Genomic DNA, 25,298 nt, shown 5'->3' on the forward strand with positions numbered 1-25,298 from the left:
CGTCAGTTACGGGCCCGCCCCACGCGCCTACGGACGTGCCGTGAACCGCCCGTCGCCCCGCTTGTGCAGCCAGCCCTGGGCGGCGAGCTTGGTCATCTTCGCCCGCAAAGGTTCCAGCTTGCCGTGTACCGAGGCGTCCAGCCCCAGCCGCTCGCCGACCGCCCTGACCTGCACCGGGCCGTCCGCCTCCCGGACGATCGCCAGGATCTTGCGGTAGTCGCCGGGCAGCCCGCCCTCGTCGGCCGCGTCGCCGCGGTGCGGGATGAGCAGGACTGCCCGCCCGGCCACCTTCGTCGATGCCGGAGCGACAGCCCGGCATCGGCCCGGGCCTGCTCGGCCAGGCGGTTCAACACTCCGCTCCGCGATCGCCAGTTCGTGCCGCTCGGCCTGCCTCCTGGAGTTGCTTGCCCAACTCCTCGGCGAGAGCATCCAGTTCGCTCCGGCGGGCGGTGATCCGCTGCCGCTCCTGCATCCCCCGCGCCCTCCCGCGTTCTCACGGTGTGCCGACCTGCTGACGGATCGTAGGCGGGGGCCGGTCGTGGGCGCAGCCGAACCCGGCATCCCGCCAGAACCGGACCTGCCCGATGATCTACACCATGGTCATCGGCCGCCGACCGCCACGAGTACCCAACTCGCCATTCACACCAGACCCGTGACCTGCGACTTCACGATGCACACCGCTCAATGGCGAACCGGGGAAAGCGTCCGCAGCGACGCGTACACACGCGATCAGTTCATCTCGCTGGCTGAGAACGCATCAGCCCTGGCGTCGACCCATCCGTCATGCGTTCATCCAACCAGGCTGCTCCGGACTGACCGCACCGGGTGAGAGCGACTCCGAGATCCTTCGCGGAACCGCGGTCAGAACCTAGGAATTCCCCACCCCTCGCTATGGGGGCGGACAGACCTGCTCACCCAACTTCTCCACCCACCACCTGCACGCTGAATTGCGGACAGGCCTGTAAGGGTTCGCGCGTGCCGCCGTCCGGATGATGAGGTGGCACGGTGACCAATCATGATGAGGCGGCGGCTGTCCGACCGTTGACACTGGCCTGGGTGAGCCAGCACCTGGAGGCCGGCGAGCGGGTCGTCGGAGCCGAGGCGCTGCACGGCGGCGCCACCGCCGACATGCGGAGACTGACCATCGGCACGTGGGACGGAGGCACCCGGCACCTGGTGCTGCGCTCCTTTGTCGACCCGACCCGGCAGGGGCCGGCCGAGGACCTCCTGCACAGGGAGGCCGACGCCCTGACCACGCTCGCCGGCGCCAGCGTGCCGGCTCCCGGGCTCGTCGCCGTCGATCCGACCGCCGCGCACTGCGAGTACCCCTCGCTCCTCATGACCCACCTGCCGGGCCGGACGGTCCTCGACGACGAGGGGCTGGAGACGCGCCTGCCCCTGCTGGCCCGTCAACTCGTGGCGGTCCACGCGGTGCGGCCGGCCGTCCGGCCCCGGGAGTACGTGACGCTGACGACCGCCGACACGGTCGTGCCCCCCGAGGGTGCCGACGCCGCGGTCTGGGCCGCCGCGATCGATGTGATCCGCAAGCCAGCGCCGCGCTCCGAAGGGCGGTTCCTGCACCGGGACTTCCAGCCCGGCAACGTGCTGTTTGACCTACCGCCCGGGGACCCGGCCGGTGCCGTCGGTGCCCGGATCACCGGCGTCGTCGACTGGGCGGCAGCCTCCTGGGGTCCGGCGGACCTCGACGTGGCGCACTGCTCCACCAATCTCGCGCTGCTGCACGGCCCGGCGTGGGGCCTGCGCTTCACCGCGGCGTACCAGGAGGCCGGCGGGATGCTGGCCGCGGACGCGGACGAACGGCTGTACTGGCAGGTGCGGGAGCCACTGGCATTCTCGGAGGAAGTGCAGTGGGTGGCGCAGCCGTGGCGGGAGGCAGGACGGAACGAGCTGACGACACGAGCCGTGGAGGAGCGGCTGGATGCCTATGTCACCTCCCTGATGGACGCGCTGGGCTGAGCCAAGGCGGTTCCGGGCACGGCCCCGACCTCATCATTTATCGCTCAACCAAGTGGGGAATCGAGCAGACCCTGGGGAACTTCGGGCCCGGCGTCGGGCGCGAGGCGCTCCAGCACCTGCAGGACGCGCTCCGATTCCTTCCCCCGTCCGCGCCGAAGTACCGCGCTTCTGCCTGGCACCGGTGCAGCCGGTGAGCAGTTCGCCGAACTGGCTTTGCAGGTGAGTTGCGCGAATTCGGCGGCCACATCATCGAGACCGGCACCGACTCCTACCGCCTCGCGACCCCCCGGGCCCGAGCCGAACAACACTCCCTGGGCCGAGGGGCCCGATCGAAGGGGCGAGAGCTCAGGACTGCGCGGTCCGGAACGCGAGATACCGGTTGAAGACATCGTGGCTGTCGGGAGTGAAGCGCCACTCCGACAGGGCCGAGTGAAGCTCCGGCTCGGTCAGCCAGCCATGCCAGGCGACCTCATCAGGATCGGGGACCACAGCGTCCGGAACCACGGCTTCATGCACGCCGAGCCAGTGAGGGCTCAGGCCGCTGCGGTAGAGGAACGTGAACAGCAAGCGCGGCAGGCCACGAATGCCCAGCTCTTCGGCCAGCTCCCGCGCGGCAGCCTGCTCATAGGACTCGCCGACATCCACAGCACCACCGACCACGACCTCGTAGAGCCCGGGGAAGCGTGACAGCTGCTCCGACCGCCGGTGGACGAGGATCCGGCCACGCGCATCACGACACACCGTCACAGCGACCCGATGCAGCCAGCCCTCCCGCACGGCCTCCCGCCGGCTGACCACCCCCAGCACACGATCCTGACCGTCGACACGCTCCACCAGTTCATCCACGAAGCACACCCTGGCAGAACCCACCGACAACGCCGCTTCTCGGCGCCCCACAGAGGCCGACCCAAGAGCACCTGCACCAGGAGGCCGCATGCGGATGACGACAGTTGTCGTGCAAATACGACACCCATCGTGCTCAGGCTCACCAGAGCATCACGGCTGGGCGAGGATCCGGGCCCGGAGGAGTTCGAACCAAGCTCGGCCACACATAGCCCTCTTGGGTGTTTTCACCCTGTTTACATGTCCTTCGACGACCCCGGAGCTCCATGGCACGGTGAGTCCGGCGGTGACGGCGTCGAGATCCTGGCGGAAGAAGCCGGCGAAGCCCTTCATGGGCTTCGGTGCGTCCTGTTCGGCCTGCCGGATCCAATCCAGCAGGAGGTATCCGTGTTGCTGGCGGACCTGGTCGGCGAGGTGCGGGCGAGGTCGCAGGCCCGGGTGACGTCCGGGCGGGCGAGCCGGACCTGGAGCAGCCGCTGGTCCTGGCTCTCGGTGAGCGTCCTCTTCGTGGTGGATCCCGCCAAGTTCGATTTCTACTCGATAAACTGCTACCGGCTGGTAGGCGAGGACAAGCTTGCCCGGACACTCGCGGAAGAGGTTCTACGCGCCGGAACGGACTTCGACGGCACGGAACGCTCCCCCATGCGGAGCACCGGAGCACGGGTAACGCTCGGAGTCACCGCAGCACGTGAGGGTGACCTCGAACAAGCCCTCATCCATGGCGAGCGGGCGCTACAGGACGACCGGCAGTCCGTCCCCTCCCTCATCATGACCAGCCGAGAACTCGCGGCCGTCATGAGGCTGCGCTGCAACAAGGAACCGACAGCACAGGGCTACCTGAAGAACCTGCAAGAGCTGGGGAGGGAGAAGCCGGGATTCCTCCCCTCCTGAGCGGAACAAACAGAAAGCGGGCGCGGCCTCCAATCGGGGCCGCGCCCGTCTCAGCTCTCGGGGTGTGGTCAGTCGTGGAGCTTGTGCAGCCACAGCCCCACGCCTACGCCGTTGCTGGTGAGGGCGCAAACGTGGTTGTCGAACTTGCCCCGGTCCGCGTCTACGGCGCTGGTGCCCGCTTTGTTGCAGTTGTCGTAGGTCCAGTACCAGGTCTGGTACTCCCAGCATGGAACCGTGTTGTTGTTGTCGGAGCAGCTCGGGGTGGGCACGTTGTCATGTGGCCCCGCCGGGGCGGCTGACCTCACGGGCCTGTGACTGTCGGTGGCTGCCTGCGCTGTCGTTGCGACGGTGCCAAGACTACTGATCACAGCGGCCGTCACAGCGATTGCCATGCGCGCAGAAACGGTCATCGATACATCCCTCTTCTCACGGCAGGCCCCTCCCGCAGGAGGAATGAGCCTGTACCCGATGGGCAGCCCGAACCAAGCTCCCCATCGGGCGATACCCAGAGGAAACGTTCCCCCATTCATGCCCTGACCTGGGGATTCACGCAATCGCGGCCAGAACCGCTTTCGACCCTGACAAGATTTCCATGAGGCCGGGGTGTGCGACCGTGCGCTGGTGACGCTCCGTCACACTTCCCGGCATTGTCAGCGAGTGTGATGACCTCGTACGGATGGTGTTTCCGCACCTCGATGCGGTGCTGGTGGAGCGGGTGTGGGTGGAGGGCACCGCGATCTGCATCTCGGCCCGCACTCGCGAGTCGATGGTTGCCTGTCCGGATTGTGGCCGAGGTTCAGTGCTGGTGCACAGCCGCTATACCCGCACATTGGCTGATGACGCCGTCGGTGGTCGCCCGCTGCTGATCGGCCTGTCAGTGCGGCGGCTGTTCAGTGACGGCCCGAGCTGCGGTCGCCGGACGTTCGCCGAGCAGGTCGACGGGTGACGGTGCGCTACCAGCGCCGCACTCCGTTGCTGCGCATCTGGTGGAGATGGCCGGGCTGCTGTTCGCCGGCCGGGGCGGCGCCCGGCTGCCGCAGATCGTGAACGTGACGCTGTCGCGTACGGGTGTGCTGTTACACCTGATGCGCATGCCGCTGCCGTCGGCAACGACTCCGCGAGTGCTGGGCGTTGATGACTTCGCGCTGTACGCGCACGTCTTCGGCACGCTGCTGGTGGATGCTGATACCCGGCTGCCGATCGCGCTGTGGGCGGGACGCGGCGCCGAGCAGCTGGCTGCCTGGCTGCGCGCGCATCCCGGAGTTGAGGTTGTTTGCCGGGACGGATCGTTGGCCTACCGGCAGGGCATCACCGACGGCGCCCCGGACGCGGTCCAGGTCAGCGACCGCTTCCACCTCTGGCAGGGGCTGTCGAAACGGGTGGTGGAAATCGCCGCCGCCCACCGCGGCTGCCTGCCGAACGCACTGCCCGATCCCGAACCGGCACCGCAGGGCCCGTCCGCGAGGGCACCGTCCGAACGAGCGGATACACCCGCCCGTCGCCACGCCAAGCGGTTGTTTGAGGCGGTGCACGCGGTGACCGACACTGGCCGCTCGATCAACGCGGCAGCTCGCGAGCTGGGCCTGGGCTGGCGCACGGTGCGCAAGTACGCCCAGGCCGCCACCTGGGACGAGTGCGTACGGCGGACCCGCCCACGCCGACCGACGAGCCTCGATCCATACATGGAGTACCTGCGTCTGCGCTGGGAAAAGGAGGGCGAGCACAGCGCGACAGTGCTGCACCAAGAACTTGTCACCGAGGGCTACTGCGGCCACTACCAGCGGGTCAAGACGGCCGTCGCGCCTCTGCGTCGCGGCCTTCCTCCGGACCAGGCAGGCAGATGCCGCACGACTCACATGCCGGGTCCCCGTGGACCTGAGAATCCCAGGGCCACGCACCTAGGAGAACCGTGACCAAAGGTCGTCTGGAACGCCCGCGGTCACGGATTCGCGGGTTCCCCGATGGGGCGAAGCGGGCGTCCGTACGATCCGGGCGGGAGGTGCGTTCAATGGCTTTTGATCACGGGGCGCCGCATGATCTGGATTCCGGTCTGGAACAGGCTGCTGACTGCGGCGATACACGCGCAATGATGCATCTGGCTGACAGCCTGAAACGCCGCGATACCAGCCAGGCAGAGCGGTGGATTCGCAAAGCTGCTGAGGCCGGCGAACCGGAAGCGATGTACCGTCTCGCCCAGCTGATGACCGGACAGCGGGCAGACGAAGCCGAGTATTGGCACCAGCGAGCTGCCGAAACTGGGCATGTCCAGGCCATGTATGTGACCGGTATGACCGCTCAGGACACCGAGGAGCGCGAGAGGTGGCTTCGGCGCGCTGCCGAGATGGGGCTGGCGGATGCGGCGCTGGCACTTGGCCGCCAACTGCGCGACCGTGGCGTATTCCGCGAGGCGGAACATTGGCTGCGCACTGCCGAGACCGAAGAGAGGCACTGGGCGAAGCCCGTCGACGCCGGCCTCGGACCACGACATCAAGCCTGCCTCGATCTCGCTGATCTTCTGGAGGCACAGGGCCGCGTCGACGAGGCGAGCCGCGAGCGGGACAAGGCCAACAGTATCCGGGACTGGGAGTGGAATATGAATTCCGCCCTCTTCTTCCGGCGCTCGGCCTCGGGAACAGTTGCGGTGACTGCGGTGGTCACGGCCGCCGTCATCCCCTTCGTGCAGGCGTTGGTGTCCAAGGTCGCCGAGGATGCTTACGGTAAGGCGCGCGAGATCGTCCGACGCATGCTCCGCCGAGCACCTGGCCCGGCCGCCGCCGACAGCGCGGCGACGCTGCTCATCGCGGACGATCCCGACGAGCGCATCACCTTGTACCTCTGGTCGAACGTCACGGACGACGCGCTGCGAGCGTTGTCTTGCCTCGATCTCAACGAATTGACCGCACAGAGGCCCGACCGCGGACGAGTCCGTCTGGTCTGGAATCCGGCCACGTCCCGCTGGCAGATCCGAGGCGACGAAGGAAACCGGTGACTACACCCGCATGGCGCACAAGGATCTCCGGGTGAGATTTTGAGTCTGTGACCGACCTGACGGCTGCTTTGCATCTCGACTGCGGCGATGCCGAGGATCGCCTGGCGGTCTGGGACTACACAGCCGTACGCCACGTCTCGCAGCTGGCCCGCCAGGAAGAGACCTCGCCCATGGAGCGGATCCACGCCCTGGAAATACTGGCCAGGGAATCGAAAAGGCGTGTATGCCGTGCTCGTTGCCGCCCCGGTTGTCGTGACCCGCAGTGTGGGGGAACCGGCTCCCGTCAGGTCCAGTTCCATGCCCGGGACCGGGTGTCAGGTACCGGTCCCGGGCGGTCTGAGAGGGAGAGGTCAGGACCGGGCGTTCACGGTGGTGGCGAGCGGGAGCGACTCCAGACTGGAGCCGACGTGGACGGTGTAGTGGCCAGGGAGGGTGGTCCAAGTGCCGGTTGACTCGCCCCAGATCTGGAAGGCGCGTGCCGGCAGATCGATCTCCGCGACGACCGGTTCGCCGGGCTCGGCGACGACGTTCGCGAAGCCCGCCAGCCACATCCGGGCCCGTTCGATGGGCGGTCCGGCTTCGGCGGGCGCGAGATAGAGCTGCACGACTTCGCGGCCTGGGCGGTCGCCGGAGTTCCGGAGCTGGACCCGGACGGTGCGGTCGCGAAGCTCGATGCGCTCGTATGTCCAACGCGTGTAGCCGAGGCCGTGGCCGAAGGGGTAGGCGGGTGCGACGCCGCCGTGCTGCCAGGCGCGGTAGCCGACGAAGATGCCTTCGTCGTACGTCAGGACTCCGTCCTCGGGCGTGACGCGAGTGACGGGTGCGTCCTCCAGGCGGGCGGGCCATGTGGTGGGCAGCCGGCCGCCCGGTTCCTCCCGGCCGAGGAGGACGTCGGCGAGGGCCGCACCGCCCTCCTGGCCCGGGATCCAGGTCAGGAGGACGGCGGCCACGTCCTCACGCCAGGGCATCTCGACCGGAGCCCCGGCGTTGGCCACGACGACGGTACGGGGGTTGGCGGCGGCAACGCGGGTGACGAGCTCGTCCTGGCGGCCGGGCAGACGGAGGCTTGTCCGGTCGAAGCCTTCGGATTCGACGCATTCGGTGGTGGCGACCACGACGACGGCTGTGTCGGCGGCGCGGGCGGCGGCGACGGCCTCTTCGATCAGCACGTCCTCGTCGCGTTCGGGGTCTCGGTGGGTGAGACCGAAGGTGACGCCGCGGATCGGCCCGTACGACACCTTCGGAGCGCGGTGGAGGAGGCTGACCTCGACGGTGCGCCCCGCCTCTAGGCCGGTCACCGCCGAGCACCTCCTGGTACGGGAGCAGCGGGCGCAGGCAGAGGCGTCACGGCAGCCACCACCGCGTCCCGAGGACTTCCCCACCGGACCGTTGAGCGTCCATGTCCCCCTGTGCGACCTGCTCAGGCGCCCCGGGGCAGCGGCCGTTCTGAGGGAACACCTCGCAACCCTCCTCGACGGCCTCTTCGCCCGCATGGCCGCCGACCTCGCCCTCCTCCAGATCGCCGCCTTCGCGGTCGGCCTGCTGCCGGCCGCACGCCTGCACACCATCGCCACCGAACTCTCCGAGGCCGAAACCCGGTCCGGCACGGCAGGGAGCACCCACCGTGGACGCTGACGTCATCGTCGTCGGGGCAGGACCTCACCGGGCTGGTCCCCGTGCATGAACCGACTTCCCGGGGACGGAAGTTGGCGTCGGCGTCCAGTTCCGTCGTGGTCTTCGGGACACCGGCGGCCGCTCGGACGGACTGGGCGTCGGTGATCACGAGGGACGGGTCCTCCAATCGCCGGGCTCTCTCCCGCACCTGGTAGCACAGGAGTTCCTGGATCCCCGCCGGTCAAGACCGTCTTCGCGCCACAGGCCGAAGTAGTAGAACGCCGCTGACCAGAACGCTGGCGCGCCCTGGTCACCACCCGGCGCGAGTACCTGGGGATCACGGGCTGGTGCCGCATCAAGCAACGTTCGCCCTCTGGTGATGTCTCGCTGGAGTGCTGCGCCGGGTGGTACCGGACGGCCAGGATGATCACGTGGCGGAACGCGTGCAGGTCCGGGAGATTGATGACGCTGAGGGCAGACGTCTGCTGCGGACCATCCGCAGGGGTACCGGCTCGGCAGTGACCTGGCGGCGTGCGCAGATGGTGCTGTTATCCGCGCAGGGCAAGTCCGTGGGGAAGATCGCCGAGGTGACGTTCACCAGCCCTGACCGGGTCCGGGACGTGATCCACGACTTCAGCGCCGACGGCTTCGAGGCGCTCTACCCGAAGTACAAAGGCGGCAGGCCGAGAACTTTGCCCCTCCCGGAACGCCGGGAGGATCAAAGAGATCGCCAAGTCCAGGCCGGCCGAGCACGGCCTGCCGTTCTCGACCTGGAGCCTGGCCAAGCTGGCCGACTTCCTGGTCGCCGAGGGGACGGTCGACGACACCAGCCACGAGGGCCTTCGCATCCTGCTCCGCGCGGAAGACGTCTCCTTTCAACGCATAAAGACCTGGAAGACCTCACGAGACCCCGACTACGCGGCCAAACGGCCCGTGTCGAACACCTCTACGCGATCGCCGACGGCGAGGTCGTACACGAGGACGGCGAACCCGAAGTCATCTTCTGCATGGACGAGTTCGGGCCGCTCAACCTACAGCCCCACCCCGGCCGACACTGGACCGAACGAACCGGCCGGCACAAGGACCCTGACCGCGAGCCCAGACCCCGACGCCGAGCGACCTACACAGGCCCGCACGAGGTCCGCCACCTCTTCGCCGCCTACGACCATCATCGGCGGCGGCGCGCTGGAAGTGGTCCCGATGCAGGAGCACGGTGGCCGGACCGTCCGGGTTGCGTGCCGGCGCCGCGCCGTGGTCGGGCGGGATCAGCTCTCGTGACGGTCCGGCCACAGCCGACGTCCAGCCAGACGCAACTTCTTCGCGTTAGAGTGTCCCCATGAGTGCCCGTGCGACCACACGCCCCGGCGGGCGCAGTGCCCGCGTCCAGCAGTCCGTGCACCAGGCTGTCCGTGATCTGGAGGCGGAGGTGGGGCGGGATGCACTGACCGTGCCCCTGGTCGCGGCCCGTGCGGGGGTCACACCGTCCACCGTCTACCGGCGCTGGGGGGACCTGCGGGAACTGCTGTCCGACGTGGCCGTCGAGCGGCTGCGCCCGGACGCCCCACCGGCCGATCGAGGCAGCCTGCGGGCGGACCTGGAGGCGTGGACCGAGCAGTTCGCCGAGGAGATGTCCTCGACGGCCGGGCGTACGTACATCCGCGACGCCCTGCTCGGCGACCCCGAGCAGGGCAACGCGGCCCGCTGCTCCGACTACGCCGCCGAGCAGCTGAAGGTCATCGGCGTGCGCGCGGCCGGGCGCGGGGAGGCCGTACCGGACGTGGAGACGCTGCTGGACGTCATCGTCGCCCCGCTGATGTACCGGATCCTGTTCCGCCCCTCGGACCTGTCCGAGGCGTACGTCGGCCGCCTGGTGACGGCGGCACTCGGACACACCGCGCCTCCTCCGGGCACATAAAAGCTAAATATTTGCGTTTCAGTGCGGCATCGACCTAGGCTGCTTAATACAAAGCATTCGCCTTAAGGCTCAGAGGTGCTTCCATGTCCAGCGTCACAGCCCTGCCGTCCCACCGCCGCCTGCCCGTACTCGGCCACCGCAGTGCCTTCCGGCTCCACGCCTCAACCCTGGTCGGTCTGCTGGCCGCCTCCAGCGCACCGACGCCCCTGTACGCGCTCTACCAGGCCACCTGGCACTTCTCGCCCATGACGCTCACCGTCGTGTTCAGCGCCTATGCGCTCGCCCTGCTGGTGGCACTGCTGACCGCGGGCACACTCTCGGACCACCTGGGCCGACGCCCGGTCCTCGCTGGGGCGCTGCTGGCGGAGGCCGTCGCGATGGCCGTCTTCGCCACCGCGCAGGGGGTGCCGGAGCTGATCGCCGCCCGCATCCTGCAGGGCCTGGCCACCGGTGTGGCCACCAGCGCCGCCGGAGCCGCCCTGCTCGACTTCGAGGACCCCGACCGCCCGGGCCGGGCGGCGGTCGCCAACGGCATCATGCCCGTGGCCGGCATGGCGGTCGGTGTGCTGGCCGCCACAGCCCTCGTGCAGTACGCGCCCGCACCCACCCGCACCGTCTACCTCCTGCTGTTCGTGCTCTTCATCGCACAGGCGGCCGCAGTGTGCTTTACCCCCGAGACCGCCGACACCGAGTCCGCCCGCGCCGAGTCCTGCGTCCGGCGCTCGCTGCGCCCCACGATCACCGTCGCGCCCGCTTCCCGGCAGGGCCTGGCGCTCGCCGCGCCCGGCATTGTCGCGGCCTGGGCCCTGGGCGGCTTCTATTCCTCGCTCGGTTCTTCGCTCGCCCGGCTCATCGCCCCGCACGCCGCCCACGCGACCGGCGGACTGGTCTTCTTCACCCTGACGGCCGCAGCCGGTCTCGCCGGACACGCGGCCCGGGCGCTGCCCGCCCGCACCGCGAGCCTGGGCGGCACCGCGCTCCTTATCCCCGGGGCCCTGCTGACCTTGAGCGGCCCGCACCTGCACAGTCTCGTCGCGCTGTTCGCCGGCACTGCCCTGGCGGGCGTAGGCTTCGGCGCCGTCACCCAGGGCGCCCTGCGCCTGCTGCTGCCCCCGGCAGGTCCGGGCGAGCGTGCCGCCACACTCGCGGCCTACTACGCCCTCAGCTACCTGGCCATGAGCATCCCCGCTGTCCTCGCCGGCCTGCTGACCAACCTCTACGGCCTGCAGACCGCTGTCGCCCTCTACGGCGCGACGGTCGTCCTGCTGACCCTGACCGGCCTGATCCGCGCCGCGCGCCGACCGCGCTGGGCCTGACCAGGGCCTGCCCTCCACAGCACCACTCTCATCACCCCACCCGCGCCGCCCGGCACCACCGAAAGGGACCCACCGATGAACACCGCCACCCCCCGTCAGACCGCCCCCTCCCTCGGCACGGGATGGAGCCTCGGCGACATCGCCGTACGCCGTGTCGACGAGATCGAACTGCCGCGACAGACCGGACCGTGGCTGCTGCCGGACGTCACCAAGGAGATGCTGGACGAGGCCTCATGGCTGCGCCCCGACTTCGCCGACGCCTCCGTGCCGCGTCTGGCGAGCCACAGCTTCGCGGTGGAGACCGGCGGGCTTCGAATCGTTGTGGACACCGGCATCGGCAACGGCAAGACCAGGGCCAACCCGGCCTGGAACGGTCTCGACACCGACTTCCTGGAGCGGCTGGCAGCGGCCGGCTTCGCGCCCGAGTCCGTGGACCTGGTGATCACCACACACCTGCACACCGACCACGTCGGCTGGAACACCCGCCTCGCCGGCGAGGACTGGGTCCCCACCTTCCCCAACGCCCGCTACCTCACGAGCCGCACCGAATGGGACCATTGGGCCGCCACCGACCTGGACGAGGCCCGGAGCCAGATGTTCCGCGACTCCGTCCACCCCGTCCGCGACACCGGGCAGTACGACCTCGTGGACGTGCCCGAGCTGGGGCACGAGGTGGCGCCGGGCGTCTTCCTGGTTCCTGCTCCCGGCCACACCCCGGGGCAGGTCGCCGTGGAGCTGCGCGGCAGCGACCGCCGGGCACTGATCACCGGCGACAGTATCCACCACCCCGTGCAGCTGTCCCACCCCCACGTGCACAGCTGCGTCGACATCGACTCCGCCCAGGCGGTCCGCACCCGTGGTCGGCTGCTCGATGCCCTGGCGGACACCGACGCGCTGCTCCTGGGCACCCACTTCCCGCAGCCCACGGCCGGCACCGTCCGCCGGGAGAACGGCCGCTACCGGCTGCTCGCCGAGCACGCCGGCGAACTTCCGACCACCGCGGCCTGACCACGCGAGCGGCCATGGCGCGTGCAGTTGCATAAAGCGAATTCTTGGCCTTTATGGCATCAGTCAACCGCCGCTCCCCAAGCCTTGGACTGAATGGGAGAACATCCATGGCCGCCGTCGAACTCGCACCTCCGGAGGCCGCCCGCTGGGCCGCCCGCGCCGGACTTGTGCTGCCGGCCGAGCGCCCCGCCGGGGTCGCCGCGGTCGCCAAACATCCACGGCGTCTCGAGCGAACCAGGCCCGAGGCCCGGGCCTGTTCGGTAAAGGCCCATGACGTGAACTGGACGCCGTGGTCGGAGTGGATCACGGTCCCAGCTGCCGGTCGGCGGTTGCTGATCGCCATGTTCAGGGCGTTGGTGACGAGGGCGGAGGTCTGGGTGGAGTCGATGGACCAGCCGACGACCCGGTGCGAGTGGGTGTCCAGGACGACCGCGCAGTACACCTTGCCCTCCCGGGCTTGGATTCCAGTAGTCGTCGCAACGGTCGAGGCTGTGAGGCGTTCAGTAAAACAGCCGGGCGCTCGGTCGCTGTGCCCCAGTCCAGGGCCTGGCGCGACCGCTGGTTGAGTTCGTCAGCGCCATACCGCAGTTCGTCTTCGGTATGGCGAGACAGATCCAAGGGGTGGAGTGCTCGGTGATGTCTGTGACCCACAGCCTGTCCGGAGCGGTTCTGGTGAAGTTCCGGTCGACCAGGTCGGCGGCTGTGGGGGTGTCGTGCCGCAGCCGCCGCCGGCGGTTGCCGGGCAGGCCCTTGAGGCCTGCCTTCTGCATGAGGAGCATGACGGTGCCGTGGCTGACGGAGATGCCATGCCCGCGTCTGAGTTCGGCGTGAACACAACGGATGCCGTAAGAGCCTTGCGAGGCGGTGTGAATCGTGGTGACCGCCTCGGTCAGCCATGAGTGCCGCAGAGACCACGGGGAGGGCGGACGGAGGGCCAGGCGTGATAGCCGGACTCGCAGACGTTGAGCACCCTCGTCGCCGTCTGCACGGACATGCCCTCGCCGGCCATTACCGCGACGGCCTCGAGGCGTCTTCTGGAGGCACCACCTCGCCTATGAGCTCGGCTGCACGGCGATGGATGGCCAGTTCCGCCTCCAGTTCGGCGATCCGCCTTCGGGCGGCCGTGAGTTCGACCTGGTCCTGGCCGGTTGGTCCCGGCAGTTGCCCGATACCGATGAGGTGCTGACGCCGCCAAACACACATCGTCTGCTCGCTGATTCCGAGGTCGTGAGCGATCTGCCGGATCGGGCGGCCGGCGGCAACGAGGCCGAGGACCTTGCGCCGGAACTCGGGCGGGTAACTGCGGGGCAATGGAGCCTCCTTGAGCGTCTGGAGCATCATCTGTCCAGCAAGGTGACTCCACCAGGCACGGGGCATATCAGAGTCTCCGTTCGAACCGGGGCGGTTCAGTCAGCGGGTGCCGGGCCCGTGCGGGATGTCGCCGACCGGCTCTGCGGGCGAGCGGCGGAACATGGCGCGATAGTCCCGCGGTCGCCGGCCCGCGTGCCGGGCGAAGACGGCGCTGAACGTGCTCGCGTCGGCGTACCCGAGGTCTGCCGCGATGCGTGCGACCGTCCTGTCGGTCGTCTCCAGCAAATGCCGGGCCCGGCGGACCCGAGCGGACTGCACGTACGCGAGGGGGGTCTGGCCCGTCTCCTCACCGAAGCGACGGAGCATCGTCCGCGTGCTCACGTGAAACGCCGCGGCGAGGGCGGAGAGGTCGTAACGGGACCCCAGATTCCGGTCGAGCCACCGCTTCACACCACGGGAGAACGCGCGGCCTGCGACGGGCAGCAGCGCCGGATCGACGTACGGGGCCTGGGTGGTACGGGCGTCGTCGACGAGCGCCACACGCGCGGTGCTGCGGGCGACGCCGGGGCCGTCCTGCTCGCGGATGAGCTGGAGTGCGAAGTCGTACATGGCGCTGAAGGCGGCCGTGGTCGTCACCCCGCGGTCGGTGACGACCAGGCGCTCGGGACGTACCTTCACGTCGGGGTACCGGCGGGCGAGGAGATCTGCGAACAACCAGGAGGTCGTCGCCTCGCGCCCGTCGAGCAGGCCGGCCTCGGCAGCGATGAAGGCGCCGACGCAGATCGACACGACGGCGGCTCCGGAGACTGCCTGCGAGCGAATGGCCGCCACCTCGGGCCGCAGGTCCGCCAGTGCCGCGTCGAGATCGAGCGCGGGCGAGAGCTCGAAGCCCGGCACGATCAGCACGTCCACCGGGCGCATGGCCGAGACGCCGACAGTCAGACCACCGGACGTGATCACCCGCCGCCTGGGCGAGACCACGGACACTTCGCACGAGGGTCGTGCCACCCCCTGCGCCGCCGCGACGTGACGGGCCATCACCAGCAGGTCCGGGACTCCGAACACCTCCGAGCCGAAACACCCGGGGTAGGCCAGCACTCCCAGTCTCAGTGAACTCACGTGTCCCCCCGGCACGAGCAGGTGGCGATTTCGCCGCAGTATCCGGCGATGCCGCCGTTTCTGAGGGAGACAGTCTCCTGCCACGCTGCCCCTCATGACAACCACCCACCTGCGACACGACGACTCCCTGGACGACTTCTCGCACCGCGTCATCGACATCGACACGGTCGCCAAGACCGTGCACGTCACCGGGTCGGGACCGGCTGTCGTCCTGCTGCCCGAGATGCCGGGGATCAGCCCTGACGTAGCACGCCTGGCGCGCTGGCTGCGCGATGCCGGCTTCCGCGTCTATCTGCCCTCCCTGTTCGGCGTCGACGGCGCCTACCCGACCGCCGACGCGGGTCAAGCCGTCGTCCGGCGTGCCTGCGTCAGCGCCGAGTTCCGTGCGTTCGCCGGCGGCGGCACCAGCCCCGTCGTGGCGTGGCTGCGCGGGCTCGCACGCGTGGTGCACGCGGAGTGCGGCGGGCCGGGCGTCGGCGCGGTCGGGCTGTGCTTCACCGGCAACTTCGCCCTGACCATGACGCTCGAACCCGCCGTCATCGCCCCCGTCGTCAACCATCCCTCACTCCCCCTCGACGACCCGGCAGGGCTGGAGATCGCAACCGAAGACGCCGCCCGCGTGGCCGAGCGCATCCGACGCGACGGCCTCAAGGTGCTCGCCTACCGCTTCGAGAACGACAGGTGGTGCACCGGCCGGCGGTTCGCGGCCTACCGGGCTCTGCTCGGCGACGCGTTCGACGGCCGTGTGCTCGCGGACGAAGTGGCGAACACGAACCCGCCACCCTTCTTCCGCGACGTCGTCGGCTGCGCCCACAGCGTCACCACGGCCCATCTCGTCGACGAGCAGGGTCACCCGACCACGCGCGCCCGTGACGAGATCATCGCCTTCCTCGCCGAACGGCTGGGGACGACCACGCCCGACACCGGAGCCGACGGGCCGAACTGATGCAAGCGCCTTGCCAGGGTCAGGTCACCCGCCGTGGTGGACTCCACACCGTCGACGAAGTTCGCGCCAACCACTCGGCCCACTGGACCTGGTCCTCAACCGTGCACTCACGGAACCCGAACACGCCCAGGATCTCCATCCGATGACGGCTGATGGCCCGCCCAAACCAGTCGTACGCGGTGAACTCCTCCGGAGCCAGCTTCACTTGTTCCGCGACGTACGCCACCGCTGTCGTCGGGATCTCCGCAGTATCCCCCGGGAAGCGCGCCTCGGCCTCGAAGAACTTCAGCAGCGCGCACCCCAGCCGTTCGCCCCGGACTTGTTCCGCAGCCTCTTCTCGTCATCGTCCCGTAGCGTCCAGACCTCGATCAGGTCCTCCGGCTCCCACTCCTGCCTCACCCTCAGCCCCTCTCAGCCCCTCTCAGCCACGACGAACGCGACCAAGGTGACGCGGGCACAACAGCGCACGGATGAAGTCTGCCGGATCCAGGACAACCAACCCCTTGATCGGCTACAGAGAGCTACTTGTCACTTCACGGCAGCTTCGGGAGCGCAGGGCCGAAGCCGAAGTGTCCTGTCGCTCTAAAACTGTCGGATTCTCAGTCATTCTCGTTCGTATGACCGATTCTCATTACGGTACACCTTGAGCGATCCCTTTTGCCTTAATCATGGGCTTTGATCCACTTCTTCGATATCGTTTTCGTTGAACCGTCACGGTCGATCTCACCGGCAGGGCAAATCCCGTGGAGGTGCGGGCGGTGGGCGGGCGTGACACGCCCGACGGCTCGGCCAGCTGTGCGGGGCCGTCGCTGCCCGGCCTCACCCCGCGGCAGCGAGTGCCCATCACATTCGCTCCTTCGGGTAGCGATCGGCTCCGACAGCCGGGAACTGCCCGCCGGGGCCGCCGGCGCTGGCACGATGACCCGGTGGACAACACGGACATCGCGGCGCAGCGCGGCCAGGTCGGATACGTGCTGCGCAAGCTCCCTCAGGTAACGCTGCTGTTTTGGGCATTGAAGACGGTGGCGGTGACCCTGGGGGAGACCGCCGGCGACCTGCTGGGCATCACTTTCGGGCTCGGCTACGTGACGACGGCCCTGCTGTTCCTGGCCTTCCTTACGGCCGTTGCGGTAGCCCAGGTGCGGGCCGGGCGCTTTCATCCGGCCCTGTACTGGGCGGTGATCCTCGGCACCAGCATGGTCGGCACCGAGATCTCCGACTTCCTCAACCGCGGCTTCGGGCACGGCAGTGCCCCCGACGGCATCGGGTATGCCTGGGGCGCGGTCCTTCTCACCGGCCTGCTCGCCGGGGTGTTCACGATGTGGTGGCGCACCGGGCAGACCCTCGACGTGGAGAACATCACCAGCCGTCAGGGGGAGATCCTGTACTGGATCGCCATCCTCGTCTCCAACACCCTGGGCACCTCCAGCGGCGACTGGCTGGCCGACGACACCGGGCTGGGATTCCGCAACGCCTTCTTCCTGATCGCAGCGGTCATGCTGCTGATCGTCGCGGCCTACCGGTTCACCGCCGCCAACCGGACCGTGCTGTTCTGGCTGGCCTTCATCCTGACCAGGCCGCTGGGTGCCGCGGGCGGCGACTCACTGACCAAGCCGGCCGCCCAGGGCGGCCTCGGCTGGGGAACGCTGTGGGGATCGGTGGTGTTGCTCGGTTCGCTCAGCACGTTGGTCGCCTGCCAGGTCTGGCAGGTCCGCCGGCATCCTCCGGCTCCGCTCCCGGCCCCGTACGACCGCCGTACCGGCCTGCCCCAGCGCCCCAACGCCGCCCCAGCGACCGGCGATCCGGTCCGGGAGCCGACCCCGACACAGATCTGAGTTTCACGCCCGGCAGCACGGGGGCGCCAGAAATCTGTCGTCCGCCGGACTCGGGTCGTTCCGGGTTCGGGACGAAGGCGGGTAGCGCGGCGAGGCTGCGGCGCACGGCCTCGCCGCCGTACTCGAACATCTGCCGCTCGTAGTCGCCGACCGCGCCGAGGAGGTCTTGGCGGCGCTCGACGGCCCCGACCAGGCAGCGGCGCAGCAGGTCGGCGTCGCGCAGGGCGGTGTTCGCACCGTTGCCGCCGGTCGGGGAGGTGGCGTGGATGGCGTCTCCGAGCAGCGTGACCGGACCGGGCGCCCAGCGCTCGCGGGGCTCGACCACCCGGATGGACAGCAGGGTGCTGTTGTCCGGGTCGGCCTGCTCGATGAGCGCCTGCAGGTTCGGGTGCCAGCCCTCCATCCTGGACAGCGCGGCCTCCTGCGCCGTCAAGGTGCCGAGAGAGCCGTTCGGCGGGAGGATCATGGCCCAGCGCACGTAGTCATGGATGTCGGGGAGCGTTACTTCGGGTGCCAGCTTCTCCGCCGCTTCCTTTGGCGGAACGGGGAACCGCATCGCCCCGAGCAGCAGACTCACTCCGCCCCCCACGATCTTCCCGCCGTAGGCCCGGGACAGCGCGGCGAACTGCTCCGTCAGCGGCGTGCGGCCGATGACGAACCGGACGCCCGTGTCCCTCGGGGTGGTCTGCGGCATCAGTACCTGGCGAACCGCGGAGCCGACCCCGTCCGCCCCGACGAGCAGGTCAGCGGTTGCCGGATCGCGCCTCGCGAACCGGGCTTCGACCCTGCCATTGTCCAACACGTCGTACCCGGTCAGCGCGGCCCCGGTGTGCACGGTGAGTCCGGTCAGCAGCAGGTGCCGGAGAACTTGCCGGTCAACCACGATCCCGCTCCTGGCAGGGCCGAGTTCGCCGATCTTGTTCAGCTGGGCGTCCAGGGCCAGTCGCTCAACGTAGGTGTCACTGACGACCGCGTCCAGCAGCGGGTGCAGGCGCTGTGGCAGGCAGCTGCGCAGCGCCTCGAATCCGACCGAATCCAGTACGAGCCGGTACCCCTGAAATCGTGCGGTGATCGCCGGATCCCGCTCGTACACGTCGGCCTCGATCCCGGCACCACGCAGACCCTGCGCCAAGCACAGACCCCCCAGACCGGCTCCGACCACGGAAACTCGCATCACATGCCTCCTGAACAGACTGTCCGAACCCTGCTCAGGACCTGAGCAGGGGGTACGCCGACCACGCAGAGACGAACTTAGTTCGACGGGTACGATCTAAGTTCTACGAGGCGAACTTAGATCGTGTCAAGCTATAGTGACCGGTATGCCCTCCGATCCCCGGCAACGCCGAGCCGCTCGTCACGCCCAGCCCGCTGGGGAGCCCTCAGCGGCGTCCCCGCGCAAGAAGCCCATCACGGTCGGCCGGATCACCGACGCCGCCCTGCAGGTCGTGGCCACCGAGGGCTACGACGCTCTGACCATCCGTCGAGTCGCCGCGGTGCTCGGTACCGGACCGTCGTCGCTGTACGCGCACATCGTCAGCAAAGAGGACATCGACGATCTGCTCGTCGGCCGGCTCTGCTCCGAGGTCGTGCTGCCCGAACCGGACCCGGCCACGTGGCGCAAGCAGATCCTCGACGTGTACGCGCAGATCCGCGACCAGTACCTGGAGTACCCCGGAGTCTCCCGTGCCGCCTTGGGCGTAGTTCCGACCAACCTCTCCACGTTGCGGGTCAGGGAAGGGCTGTTGGCGATCCTGCTCGTCGGCGGAATCGCACCACAGAGCGCCGCCTGGGTGCTCGATGCTCTGTCCCTCTACGTCAGCGCCTACGCCTTGGAGCAGTCGCTGGTCCAGCAGCGGCGCAGACACCCGGACCAGGAATGGGTCCTTGGCCGCGAGGAGCTGATCCGCCGGTTCACCGCGCTGCCGGCCGACACGTTTCCGCAGACCCGACGCTATGCCGCTGAGCTGACCTCCGGCACCGGACACGAGCGGTTCGAGTTCACCCTCGGCCTGATCATGGACAACCTCACCCAGCCCCAGCCGACACCGGCATCCGACACCGACGGATGAACGCCGGAGCCCGAGGCGGGTCTGTACCGGTGTAACTCCCGATCACGAAGCAGCACCTGATGAGTGACGTGACTGGCTCGGTGGAGGCGCTTGAACGGCCTGTGTGTCCCCGGTTTTTCACGCAACGTTCGCCCCCACCGACGCTCCGGGGCGATCGTGTTCGGCCGTCCCGGACACGTGGAGGACCGGCGCCGGCCGGCTGGTCACGGCGGGAACCGGATACTCAGCGGAGGTCCACGGGGAGCGGGGTGGCGGTGAACACGTTGTCGGAGTCGATGCGGGACTTGATCGTCAGCAGCCTCCCGGCCCCTGCCCCGTACGCGTCGCGGACCTGGTCGGCGTCGTCGGGGCCGAGCAGGTTCGGGTATCCCCCGGGCATGGCGTCGTCGGCGAGCGAGGCATCCACCCGGTCCGCCCACGCGGCGTCCGAGGGGGCACCAGCCTCCCATTGGCCAACGATCTCGATCATCTGGTGCGGTCGTCGCTCGCCAAACGCCGCCTCGGCGACGGGGACCCGGGTCGCCGCGCCATGGAAGGGGTGGATCGACAGCGCCGACAGGGAAGAGATCCGGGAGGAGCCGGCCTCGACCAGGCTGCGTACCACCCGCGGGGTGAAGGACGCGACGTTGCGCGTGCGGAAGTGCGCGTGCCGCCCCGCCGGGAACGACTGCGCCACCCCGGCGATCATCGCGTGCCAGGCGGTCGGCTCGATCTGCGAGGAGATCGGGTCACCCAGGGCGCTCACCGGGGCCGTGGCCTCGGGGCCCCGCTCAGCAGCGCCGCTCCAGGTCGGCATGACCGCCACGAACGACGCTCCGTCGCGTCCACTCGCGATGATCGTCTGCACGCTGAGCTCGTCGGGGGCCGAGGTGAGCAGCGGGCCGAGCCGGGTCAGCACCGATTCCGCCTGCGACCACGGGTAGACCACCATCCCGCTGTAGACCGGGCCGATGCGGTGCAGCCGCACGACCGCTGCGGTGACGACCCCGAAGTTGCCGCCACCGCCGCGCAGTGCCCAGAGCAGGTCCGGCTCGTGTTCCGCGTCGACGACGCGCACGGTCCCATCGGCGGTGACGAGTTCCGCGGAGACGAGATTGTCGCAGGCCAGCCCGAACCGCCCTTCCAGCGGGCCGTAGCCACCGCCCAGGCTCAACCCGAGCATGTGCACCAGCCCGACCGTGCCGGTCACCGGCGTCAGGCCGTGCGACTCTGTCTCCCGGGCCAGCACGTCCGAACGGACACCGCCGCCGATCCGGGCGGTCCGCGCCTCGACATCAACCTCGATCGTGGTCATCGCCGAGACGTCGATGACCAGGCCACGGTCCCGTACGGCTCGGCCGAGCCAGTCGTTGCCCCCGCTGAACACCGACAACGGAAGCCCGAGCGCGTGAGCGATCCGGACGGCGGCCTGGACATCGGCGGTGGTCCGGCACCGGGCGACGCAGGCCGCCCGGGACGACACGGCTGCAGCCGGCATGCGCCAGTACGCCGCCGCACACGACTGGCTCACCATCATTCAACTTCCTTCGCACGAATTGGACTTGAACCCGGGCGAGGACGTCTGGTCGCTGTTACGGCACGGCCCGCTGGCCAACACCGCCTTCACCTCTGTTCCATCTGGCCGGACTGACTCCGCCGTCACGTCGCGCGGGCAGGCACATCCGTCCGGGGCTCATCAGCCTGGCGAGCCGTATCACCGATGTTCCGGTCTGCATCTTCAGCCATCTGGGCTTGAGGTCAGCCGATACCGGTTGGGGTCAGCCGATACCGGGTGGCGAGCGACGGAACTCAGTGGGCGGGAACCTGCTCGGACGACGGCTGCCACTCCCGCCTGATCAGCCCGTAGACCCACGAGTCAGAGACCTCGCCGTTGACGACGCAGTCTTCCCGCAACGTCCCTTCGCGCACGAAGCCGAGCTTCTCCAGCACGCGGGCAGAGGCCACGTTGCGCGTATCGGTCTCAGCCTGGACGCGATTCAGGTCCAGCGTGTCGAATGCCCACCGCAGCACAGCGCGGGCGGCCTCGGTCGCGTAGCCGTGGCCCCACGCTGCACCGTCGAAGCAGTAGCCGAGCGACGCGCTGCGGTAGTCCGGATTCCACCTGTTCAGGCTGCACCAGCCGATGAACGCCCCGTCGGAGACGCGATCTACGGCCAGCCGCGCCCCGGTGCCCTCCTGTTCCATCTGCCGGCAAGCCGTGATGAACCTCTCCGCGCGCACGGGTTCGCTCCACGGTGGCGCGTCCCAGTAGCGCAGCACGTAGGCGCTGCTGTGCAGTGCGAAGAGGTCGTTCGCATCCGCGTCTTCGAAGGCACGCAGCCGAAGGCGAGCGGTGTGCAACGAAGGGGTGGGCAGCGACATCGTCATGTTCCCTCCCCTGATCGGTGGCCGATCAATCAGACATCCGATCCGGTTCACTCGCAACGGGTTTTCTCCGCGAGCTGGCAGAGCGACGTGTCCGCTCATCGGCGCGCTCGAGCGCCCCCAGTTGTTGAGTTGCCGGGAGCGATCTCCGCGTCCATCGCCTCACACACCGCCCGCGCCCGCAGCGGCGCATCGGCCGCGGCGAACACCGCCATGATCTGCTGGTAGGCCGGATGGTCCGGCAGCTTCGCGGCTGGCCGCCACGGACAGTGGCGGATCGGGCAGCTCAGTCAAAGACCGACTCGGCACCACCGGGGCCCGCTGGGGACTCGCCGGCGCCGAAGGCGTACTCAAGTTCCGGGGACCGCGCGCCAACGGCGACTTCGACACCTCCTGCACCCAACCGAACCTGTCAGCCGCCGAGCAGGCCGACTGCGCCGTACCACAGCGGGCCGGGGTTGAGCCGGTCGCCGTGGAGCGTCATCATCCGGTCGAAGAACTCACGTGGACTCGGCTTCTCGGCGAGCAGCCGTTCCGCGTCCCGGAGGTACTGGCGGGTCTCCTCCAGGATGACCGGGTCGTCGGAGCGCTCCTTGTTCTTGTGGCCCGCGACGACGGCGCGCGGCTCCAGTTCGGCGATGCGGTCGATGGCCGCCAGCCAGGCGTCCAAGCCGCCGTTGCCACCTTCGAGGATGTACGGGTGTACGTCGTTGTAGACGACGTCACCGGCGACCACGAGTCCGATGGAAGGCACGTGGAGGAAGGTCGTGTCGTCGGTGTCGGTGTGTCCTGCCTCGTACGCCTTGACGACGTTGCCCTCCAGCAGGAACCCTCCGGCCGGGATCGGCTGGGCGAGCACTGGGGTCTGCGGGATCTGTCCGGGGAAGACCCGGTCCCACAGCTGCTCCCGTCCCTCGGTGGCCTGCTGGTGCATGAGCCGGATGGTGCCCTCGGTCGCGTAGGCGGTGGCGTCGGGGAAGCGCTCGCGGAGCTTCCCGGTGCCGAACCAGTGGTCGCCGTGGCCGTGGGTGGCGTAGATGTACACCAGCCGTTTGCCTGACCGTTCGATCCAGTCGCCGACCTGCTGGATCTGGTCGTGGGTGAAGGGCGGGTCGACCAGGACGGCGTCGTGCTCACCGTGGATGAGCGTGGACGCGAGCGGGGACGAGACGATGGGGTCGCCGTTGGGCATGCGCTGGTCCCCGGCGCGCAGGGCCCCGTCCAGGACCAGTACCTCGTAGGACAGTGAAGATGCGGACATGGCATAGGCCTCCTTTGATTGTGGTTGACTCGCCGAGGCCGTTGAGACGACGTGGCCGTGCTCGCCACCCTCGCCTGAACCCGGCGCGGCCGCACCTGGGGTGCCGAGTGCGGAAGGACGTCCGGCACTCCGTTTCGTTTGTCGACGTAAGCTATCTTGTTACGGTTATTTCCGCTCAATAATGAATGCCAGGACCGCGATGCCGGTCACTCGACCAGGAGGTGATGGCGCGATGACATGGCCCGCTACCACGCGTTACGGCCTGGACACCGCTCCCGGCGGACTGGGACTCGTCCAGGACCTGCTCAACACCGTCGCCGCAGGCTCCCCACGGGGACCCGACATGCTTGACGATCTCGAACGAGCACAGGCATGGGTGAATGACGCGACTGCCCAGTGGTCGGCCGTCACCGGCCAGCCCGTTCCCGAGGTGGTTCTGGACCATGGTGGCCTTGAGGAGCTGCGAGCCTTCCGCGACGACCTGCACCGACTGACCGCCGCAGCACATGACCAGGCGCCCGAGGAGGGCACGATCACAACCGTCCTGCACACCGCCACTGCCGCGCTACAGCTCGGCGAGGACGGGCTCGTCCGGCTGGATCCACGCGGCACGGGTTGGCGGCGTCTGGCCTCTCTGATTCTCGTCGCCACCTTCGAGGGACAGCGGGCCGACACCCGGCGCCGCCTCAAGACCTGCCGCAATCCTCGCTGCCGGGCGGCCTTCTACGACCGCTCCCGCAACAACAGCGGCGTCTGGCACGACGTCAAGTCCTGCGGCAACGCCGCCAACCTGCGCGCCTACCGTGCCCGTCAGCGAGCGAACACCTGACACGGCGACCGACGATGAGGGTCGTCAGACCGGCTTCGCTCATGGCGGGCGCCGGTTGTTCCCGGCGGATGAGTGCGGACAGGTAGGCAATCGGAACGTCGGCATTCCACACACATGGCCCCCTCTCAAGGGTGAGGCAGTGGCAGCAACCCCGCATGCCCTCGTGGGCAACGGGCGACGCCGGGGCAAGCTGATCCTCCCCGGCTGAGCGGTCGCCCGACTCCCGGACACAGAGATCCTCGCAGCCCAGTGCGGGACCTCCATGCTCTGCCGGTGTCGTCGCGCCCGCACGGCGCGGATCAGGGGGTCACGGTGACGAAGGTGTCCGCGAGGCGGTCGGAGTCGGTCGGGTGGGCGGCGAAGGCAATGATGCGCCAGGTACCGGAGTCGTCACGACGGACCTCGAAGTGGACTGCGAGACGCTCGATCTCGGTGTTGTCGGCGGTGCGGCGCGACCAGATCACTTCGATCCCGGCCGAGCGCGAGCTGTAGGCGGTCACTCGGCTGTCGGGGACCTCGGTGTGGGTGTAGCCGGCGGCCTTCAACGGCTCCTGCTGCGCGGCAAGGTAGCCCAGGACCGAGTCCGGGTCGGGGCACCAGCCGTACACGGCACGAGCCGGGTCGGGGTCGTCGACCGAGACGCCGAGCGGAGGGACCCAGTAGTTCAGAACGGACCGGGGATCGGCCGACGGGTTCGCGGCCGCGGCGGTCCAGGCGGGGAGGTACTGGTCGAAGAACCAGTTGCGGGCCTCCTCGGCCGCACGCGCCACGTTGTCCTTGTATTGCCTGAGGTCCATTTCGTTCCTTTGCCTTCCTTGCGCTTCGGACACGAGCGTCGGGGCCGCGGACTCGGGGGCTTCCACGCCACCAATTCCGACAAAGCGTCAGGTAACGGGAACCCGGCACACCGACCGCGAGGCGCGACATCCGGGAATGCGACCCCACGAGCGACTGTACAACATAACCGTTAGCAGTATGGTTATGTTGCATCGCTTAGGCGGTCTGACCCGG

At 69.0% G+C, this 25,298-nt stretch carries 24 protein-coding genes and 7 pseudogenes; 15 read left to right on the forward strand and 16 right to left on the reverse strand.

From position 1 onward, the window contains the following. Positions 1–27: 27 nt before the first annotated feature. Positions 28–288, reverse strand: coding sequence for a hypothetical protein (locus ADK64_RS36745; protein WP_053666419.1), 261 nt, complete (start codon positions 286–288; stop codon positions 28–30). 717 nt (positions 289–1,005) lie between these two features. On the opposite strand from ADK64_RS36745, the gene ADK64_RS36750 reads away from it, so the two are divergent. Beyond that, a complete protein-coding gene (locus ADK64_RS36750; protein WP_053666420.1) occupies positions 1,006–1,977 on the forward strand; it encodes a phosphotransferase family protein in 972 nt (323 codons plus the stop codon). 345 nt (positions 1,978–2,322) lie between these two features. On the opposite strand, the gene ADK64_RS36755 is transcribed toward ADK64_RS36750, so the two are convergent. Together ADK64_RS36755 and ADK64_RS49285 are read right to left on the reverse strand one after the other, a co-directional pair. Then, complete coding sequence (locus ADK64_RS36755; protein ID WP_420713090.1) at positions 2,323–2,823, reverse strand: NUDIX hydrolase; 501 nt, start codon at positions 2,821–2,823, stop codon at positions 2,323–2,325. A gap of 150 nt (positions 2,824–2,973) precedes the next feature. Beyond that, positions 2,974–3,351: a transposase gene (locus ADK64_RS49285; protein ID WP_420713097.1), complete on the reverse strand. Its 378-nt coding sequence runs from the start codon at positions 3,349–3,351 to the stop codon at positions 2,974–2,976. Between ADK64_RS49285 and ADK64_RS36760 the strand changes: the two genes are divergently transcribed. After that, positions 3,235–3,711, forward strand: coding sequence for a hypothetical protein (locus ADK64_RS36760; RefSeq protein WP_234384860.1), 477 nt, complete (start codon positions 3,235–3,237; stop codon positions 3,709–3,711). The genes ADK64_RS49285 and ADK64_RS36760 overlap by 117 nt on opposite strands. Before the next feature lie 68 nt (positions 3,712–3,779). Here the strand turns inward: ADK64_RS36760 and ADK64_RS36765 are convergent, their stop codons facing one another. Further along, positions 3,780–3,980 carry a hypothetical protein gene (locus tag ADK64_RS36765; protein ID WP_053666422.1) on the reverse strand — a complete coding sequence of 67 codons (201 nt, stop codon included), beginning with the start codon at positions 3,978–3,980 and terminating at the stop codon, positions 3,780–3,782. Positions 3,981–4,387: 407 nt separating this feature from the next. Between ADK64_RS36765 and ADK64_RS47995 the strand changes: the two genes are divergently transcribed. The 3 genes from ADK64_RS47995 (at position 4,388) to ADK64_RS36775 (ending at position 6,700) form a co-directional block, all read left to right on the forward strand. Further along, complete coding sequence (locus ADK64_RS47995) at positions 4,388–4,657, forward strand: hypothetical protein (protein ID WP_234384861.1); 270 nt, start codon at positions 4,388–4,390, stop codon at positions 4,655–4,657. A 46-nt stretch (positions 4,658–4,703) separates the two neighbouring features. After that, positions 4,704–5,624 (forward strand): transposase, encoded by a 921-nt coding sequence (locus tag ADK64_RS36770; RefSeq protein WP_234384862.1) that lies wholly within the window; start codon positions 4,704–4,706, stop codon positions 5,622–5,624. A gap of 95 nt (positions 5,625–5,719) precedes the next feature. Continuing rightward, positions 5,720–6,700, forward strand: a complete 981-nt coding sequence (locus ADK64_RS36775; RefSeq protein WP_159046426.1) for a tetratricopeptide repeat protein — start codon at positions 5,720–5,722, stop codon at positions 6,698–6,700. A gap of 350 nt (positions 6,701–7,050) precedes the next feature. Here the strand turns inward: ADK64_RS36775 and ADK64_RS36780 are convergent. Further along, positions 7,051–7,989, reverse strand: a pseudogene (locus tag ADK64_RS36780) (glycoside hydrolase family 3 C-terminal domain-containing protein); the annotation flags it as partial. Here ADK64_RS36780 and ADK64_RS48000 point away from each other — a divergent pair. Further along, complete coding sequence (locus ADK64_RS48000; protein WP_234384885.1) at positions 7,973–8,335, forward strand: hypothetical protein; 363 nt, start codon at positions 7,973–7,975, stop codon at positions 8,333–8,335. The pseudogene ADK64_RS36780 and the gene ADK64_RS48000 sit on opposite strands and share 17 nt — an antisense overlap. Positions 8,336–8,384: 49 nt before the next feature. On the opposite strand, the pseudogene ADK64_RS48005 reads toward ADK64_RS48000, so the two are convergent. Beyond that, positions 8,385–8,602 (reverse strand): annotated as a pseudogene (locus ADK64_RS48005) (IS5/IS1182 family transposase); the annotation flags it as partial. 143 nt (positions 8,603–8,745) lie between these two features. Here ADK64_RS48005 and ADK64_RS44140 point away from each other — a divergent pair. The 4 genes and pseudogenes from ADK64_RS44140 to ADK64_RS36805 all read left to right on the forward strand — a co-directional run. After that, positions 8,746–9,480 (forward strand): annotated as a pseudogene (locus ADK64_RS44140) (helix-turn-helix domain-containing protein); the annotation flags it as partial. Between the two features lie 170 nt (positions 9,481–9,650). Beyond that, positions 9,651–10,229 carry a TetR/AcrR family transcriptional regulator gene (locus tag ADK64_RS36795; RefSeq protein ID WP_053666427.1) on the forward strand — a complete coding sequence of 193 codons (579 nt, stop codon included), beginning with the start codon at positions 9,651–9,653 and terminating at the stop codon, positions 10,227–10,229. 83 nt (positions 10,230–10,312) lie between these two features. Further along, complete coding sequence (locus ADK64_RS36800; protein ID WP_053666428.1) at positions 10,313–11,545, forward strand: MFS transporter; 1,233 nt, start codon at positions 10,313–10,315, stop codon at positions 11,543–11,545. Positions 11,546–11,620: 75 nt separating this feature from the next. Beyond that, positions 11,621–12,553, forward strand: coding sequence for an MBL fold metallo-hydrolase (locus tag ADK64_RS36805; protein WP_053666429.1), 933 nt, complete (start codon positions 11,621–11,623; stop codon positions 12,551–12,553). A gap of 289 nt (positions 12,554–12,842) precedes the next feature. On the opposite strand, the pseudogene ADK64_RS49290 reads toward ADK64_RS36805, so the two are convergent. The 4 genes and pseudogenes from ADK64_RS49290 to ADK64_RS36820 all read right to left on the reverse strand — a co-directional run. Beyond that, a pseudogene (locus ADK64_RS49290) lies at positions 12,843–13,077 on the reverse strand (DDE-type integrase/transposase/recombinase); the annotation flags it as partial. Positions 13,078–13,299: 222 nt separating this feature from the next. Further along, a pseudogene (locus ADK64_RS49295) lies at positions 13,300–13,512 on the reverse strand (IS3 family transposase); the annotation flags it as partial. Between the two features lie 49 nt (positions 13,513–13,561). Beyond that, positions 13,562–13,894: a transposase gene (locus ADK64_RS36815; protein WP_234384863.1), complete on the reverse strand. Its 333-nt coding sequence runs from the start codon at positions 13,892–13,894 to the stop codon at positions 13,562–13,564. A gap of 69 nt (positions 13,895–13,963) precedes the next feature. Continuing rightward, entirely contained in the window at positions 13,964–14,983 is a 1,020-nt protein-coding gene (locus ADK64_RS36820; protein WP_053666431.1) for a GlxA family transcriptional regulator, read from the reverse strand. Between the two features lie 94 nt (positions 14,984–15,077). On the opposite strand from ADK64_RS36820, the gene ADK64_RS36825 reads away from it, so the two are divergent. Further along, positions 15,078–15,929, forward strand: a complete 852-nt coding sequence (locus ADK64_RS36825) for a dienelactone hydrolase family protein (RefSeq protein ID WP_053666432.1) — start codon at positions 15,078–15,080, stop codon at positions 15,927–15,929. 19 nt (positions 15,930–15,948) lie between these two features. Here ADK64_RS36825 and ADK64_RS49300 read toward each other — a convergent pair whose 3' ends face one another. Further along, positions 15,949–16,233, reverse strand: a complete 285-nt coding sequence (locus tag ADK64_RS49300; protein WP_078993060.1) for a DUF4158 domain-containing protein — start codon at positions 16,231–16,233, stop codon at positions 15,949–15,951. Positions 16,234–16,855: 622 nt separating this feature from the next. On the opposite strand from ADK64_RS49300, the gene ADK64_RS36835 reads away from it, so the two are divergent. Then, on the forward strand, positions 16,856–17,764 hold the full coding sequence (locus ADK64_RS36835; protein WP_199829806.1) for a hypothetical protein: 909 nt from the start codon (positions 16,856–16,858) through the stop codon (positions 17,762–17,764). A gap of 193 nt (positions 17,765–17,957) precedes the next feature. On the opposite strand, the pseudogene ADK64_RS44155 reads toward ADK64_RS36835, so the two are convergent. Continuing rightward, positions 17,958–18,938, reverse strand: a pseudogene (locus ADK64_RS44155) (FAD-dependent oxidoreductase); the annotation flags it as partial. Positions 18,939–19,083: 145 nt separating this feature from the next. On the opposite strand from ADK64_RS44155, the gene ADK64_RS36850 reads away from it, so the two are divergent. Further along, entirely contained in the window at positions 19,084–19,833 is a 750-nt protein-coding gene (locus ADK64_RS36850; RefSeq protein WP_053666436.1) for a TetR/AcrR family transcriptional regulator, read from the forward strand. A 223-nt stretch (positions 19,834–20,056) separates the two neighbouring features. Here ADK64_RS36850 and ADK64_RS36855 read toward each other — a convergent pair whose 3' ends face one another. Continuing rightward, a complete protein-coding gene (locus ADK64_RS36855; RefSeq protein WP_053666437.1) occupies positions 20,057–21,349 on the reverse strand; it encodes an FAD-binding oxidoreductase in 1,293 nt (430 codons plus the stop codon). On the opposite strand from ADK64_RS36855, the pseudogene ADK64_RS49305 reads away from it, so the two are divergent. Then, positions 21,300–21,440, forward strand: a pseudogene (locus ADK64_RS49305) (IS630 family transposase); the annotation flags it as partial. The gene ADK64_RS36855 and the pseudogene ADK64_RS49305 overlap by 50 nt on opposite strands. A 181-nt stretch (positions 21,441–21,621) precedes the next feature. Here the strand turns inward: ADK64_RS49305 and ADK64_RS36860 are convergent. Continuing rightward, on the reverse strand, positions 21,622–22,194 hold the full coding sequence (locus tag ADK64_RS36860) for a GNAT family N-acetyltransferase (protein WP_053666541.1): 573 nt from the start codon (positions 22,192–22,194) through the stop codon (positions 21,622–21,624). Between the two features lie 415 nt (positions 22,195–22,609). Continuing rightward, a complete protein-coding gene (locus ADK64_RS36865; protein WP_053666438.1) occupies positions 22,610–23,458 on the reverse strand; it encodes an MBL fold metallo-hydrolase in 849 nt (282 codons plus the stop codon). Positions 23,459–23,690: 232 nt separating this feature from the next. Here ADK64_RS36865 and ADK64_RS36870 point away from each other — a divergent pair, with 232 nt between their 5' ends. After that, positions 23,691–24,287 carry a CGNR zinc finger domain-containing protein gene (locus ADK64_RS36870; protein ID WP_053666439.1) on the forward strand — a complete coding sequence of 199 codons (597 nt, stop codon included), beginning with the start codon at positions 23,691–23,693 and terminating at the stop codon, positions 24,285–24,287. A 299-nt stretch (positions 24,288–24,586) separates the two neighbouring features. On the opposite strand, the gene ADK64_RS36875 is transcribed toward ADK64_RS36870, so the two are convergent. Next, complete coding sequence (locus ADK64_RS36875; RefSeq protein ID WP_053666440.1) at positions 24,587–25,084, reverse strand: hypothetical protein; 498 nt, start codon at positions 25,082–25,084, stop codon at positions 24,587–24,589. Positions 25,085–25,298: the final 214 nt, after the last annotated feature.

The organism is Streptomyces sp. MMG1121 (assembly GCF_001280015.1).
Lineage (GTDB): Bacteria > Actinomycetota > Actinomycetes > Streptomycetales > Streptomycetaceae > Streptomyces.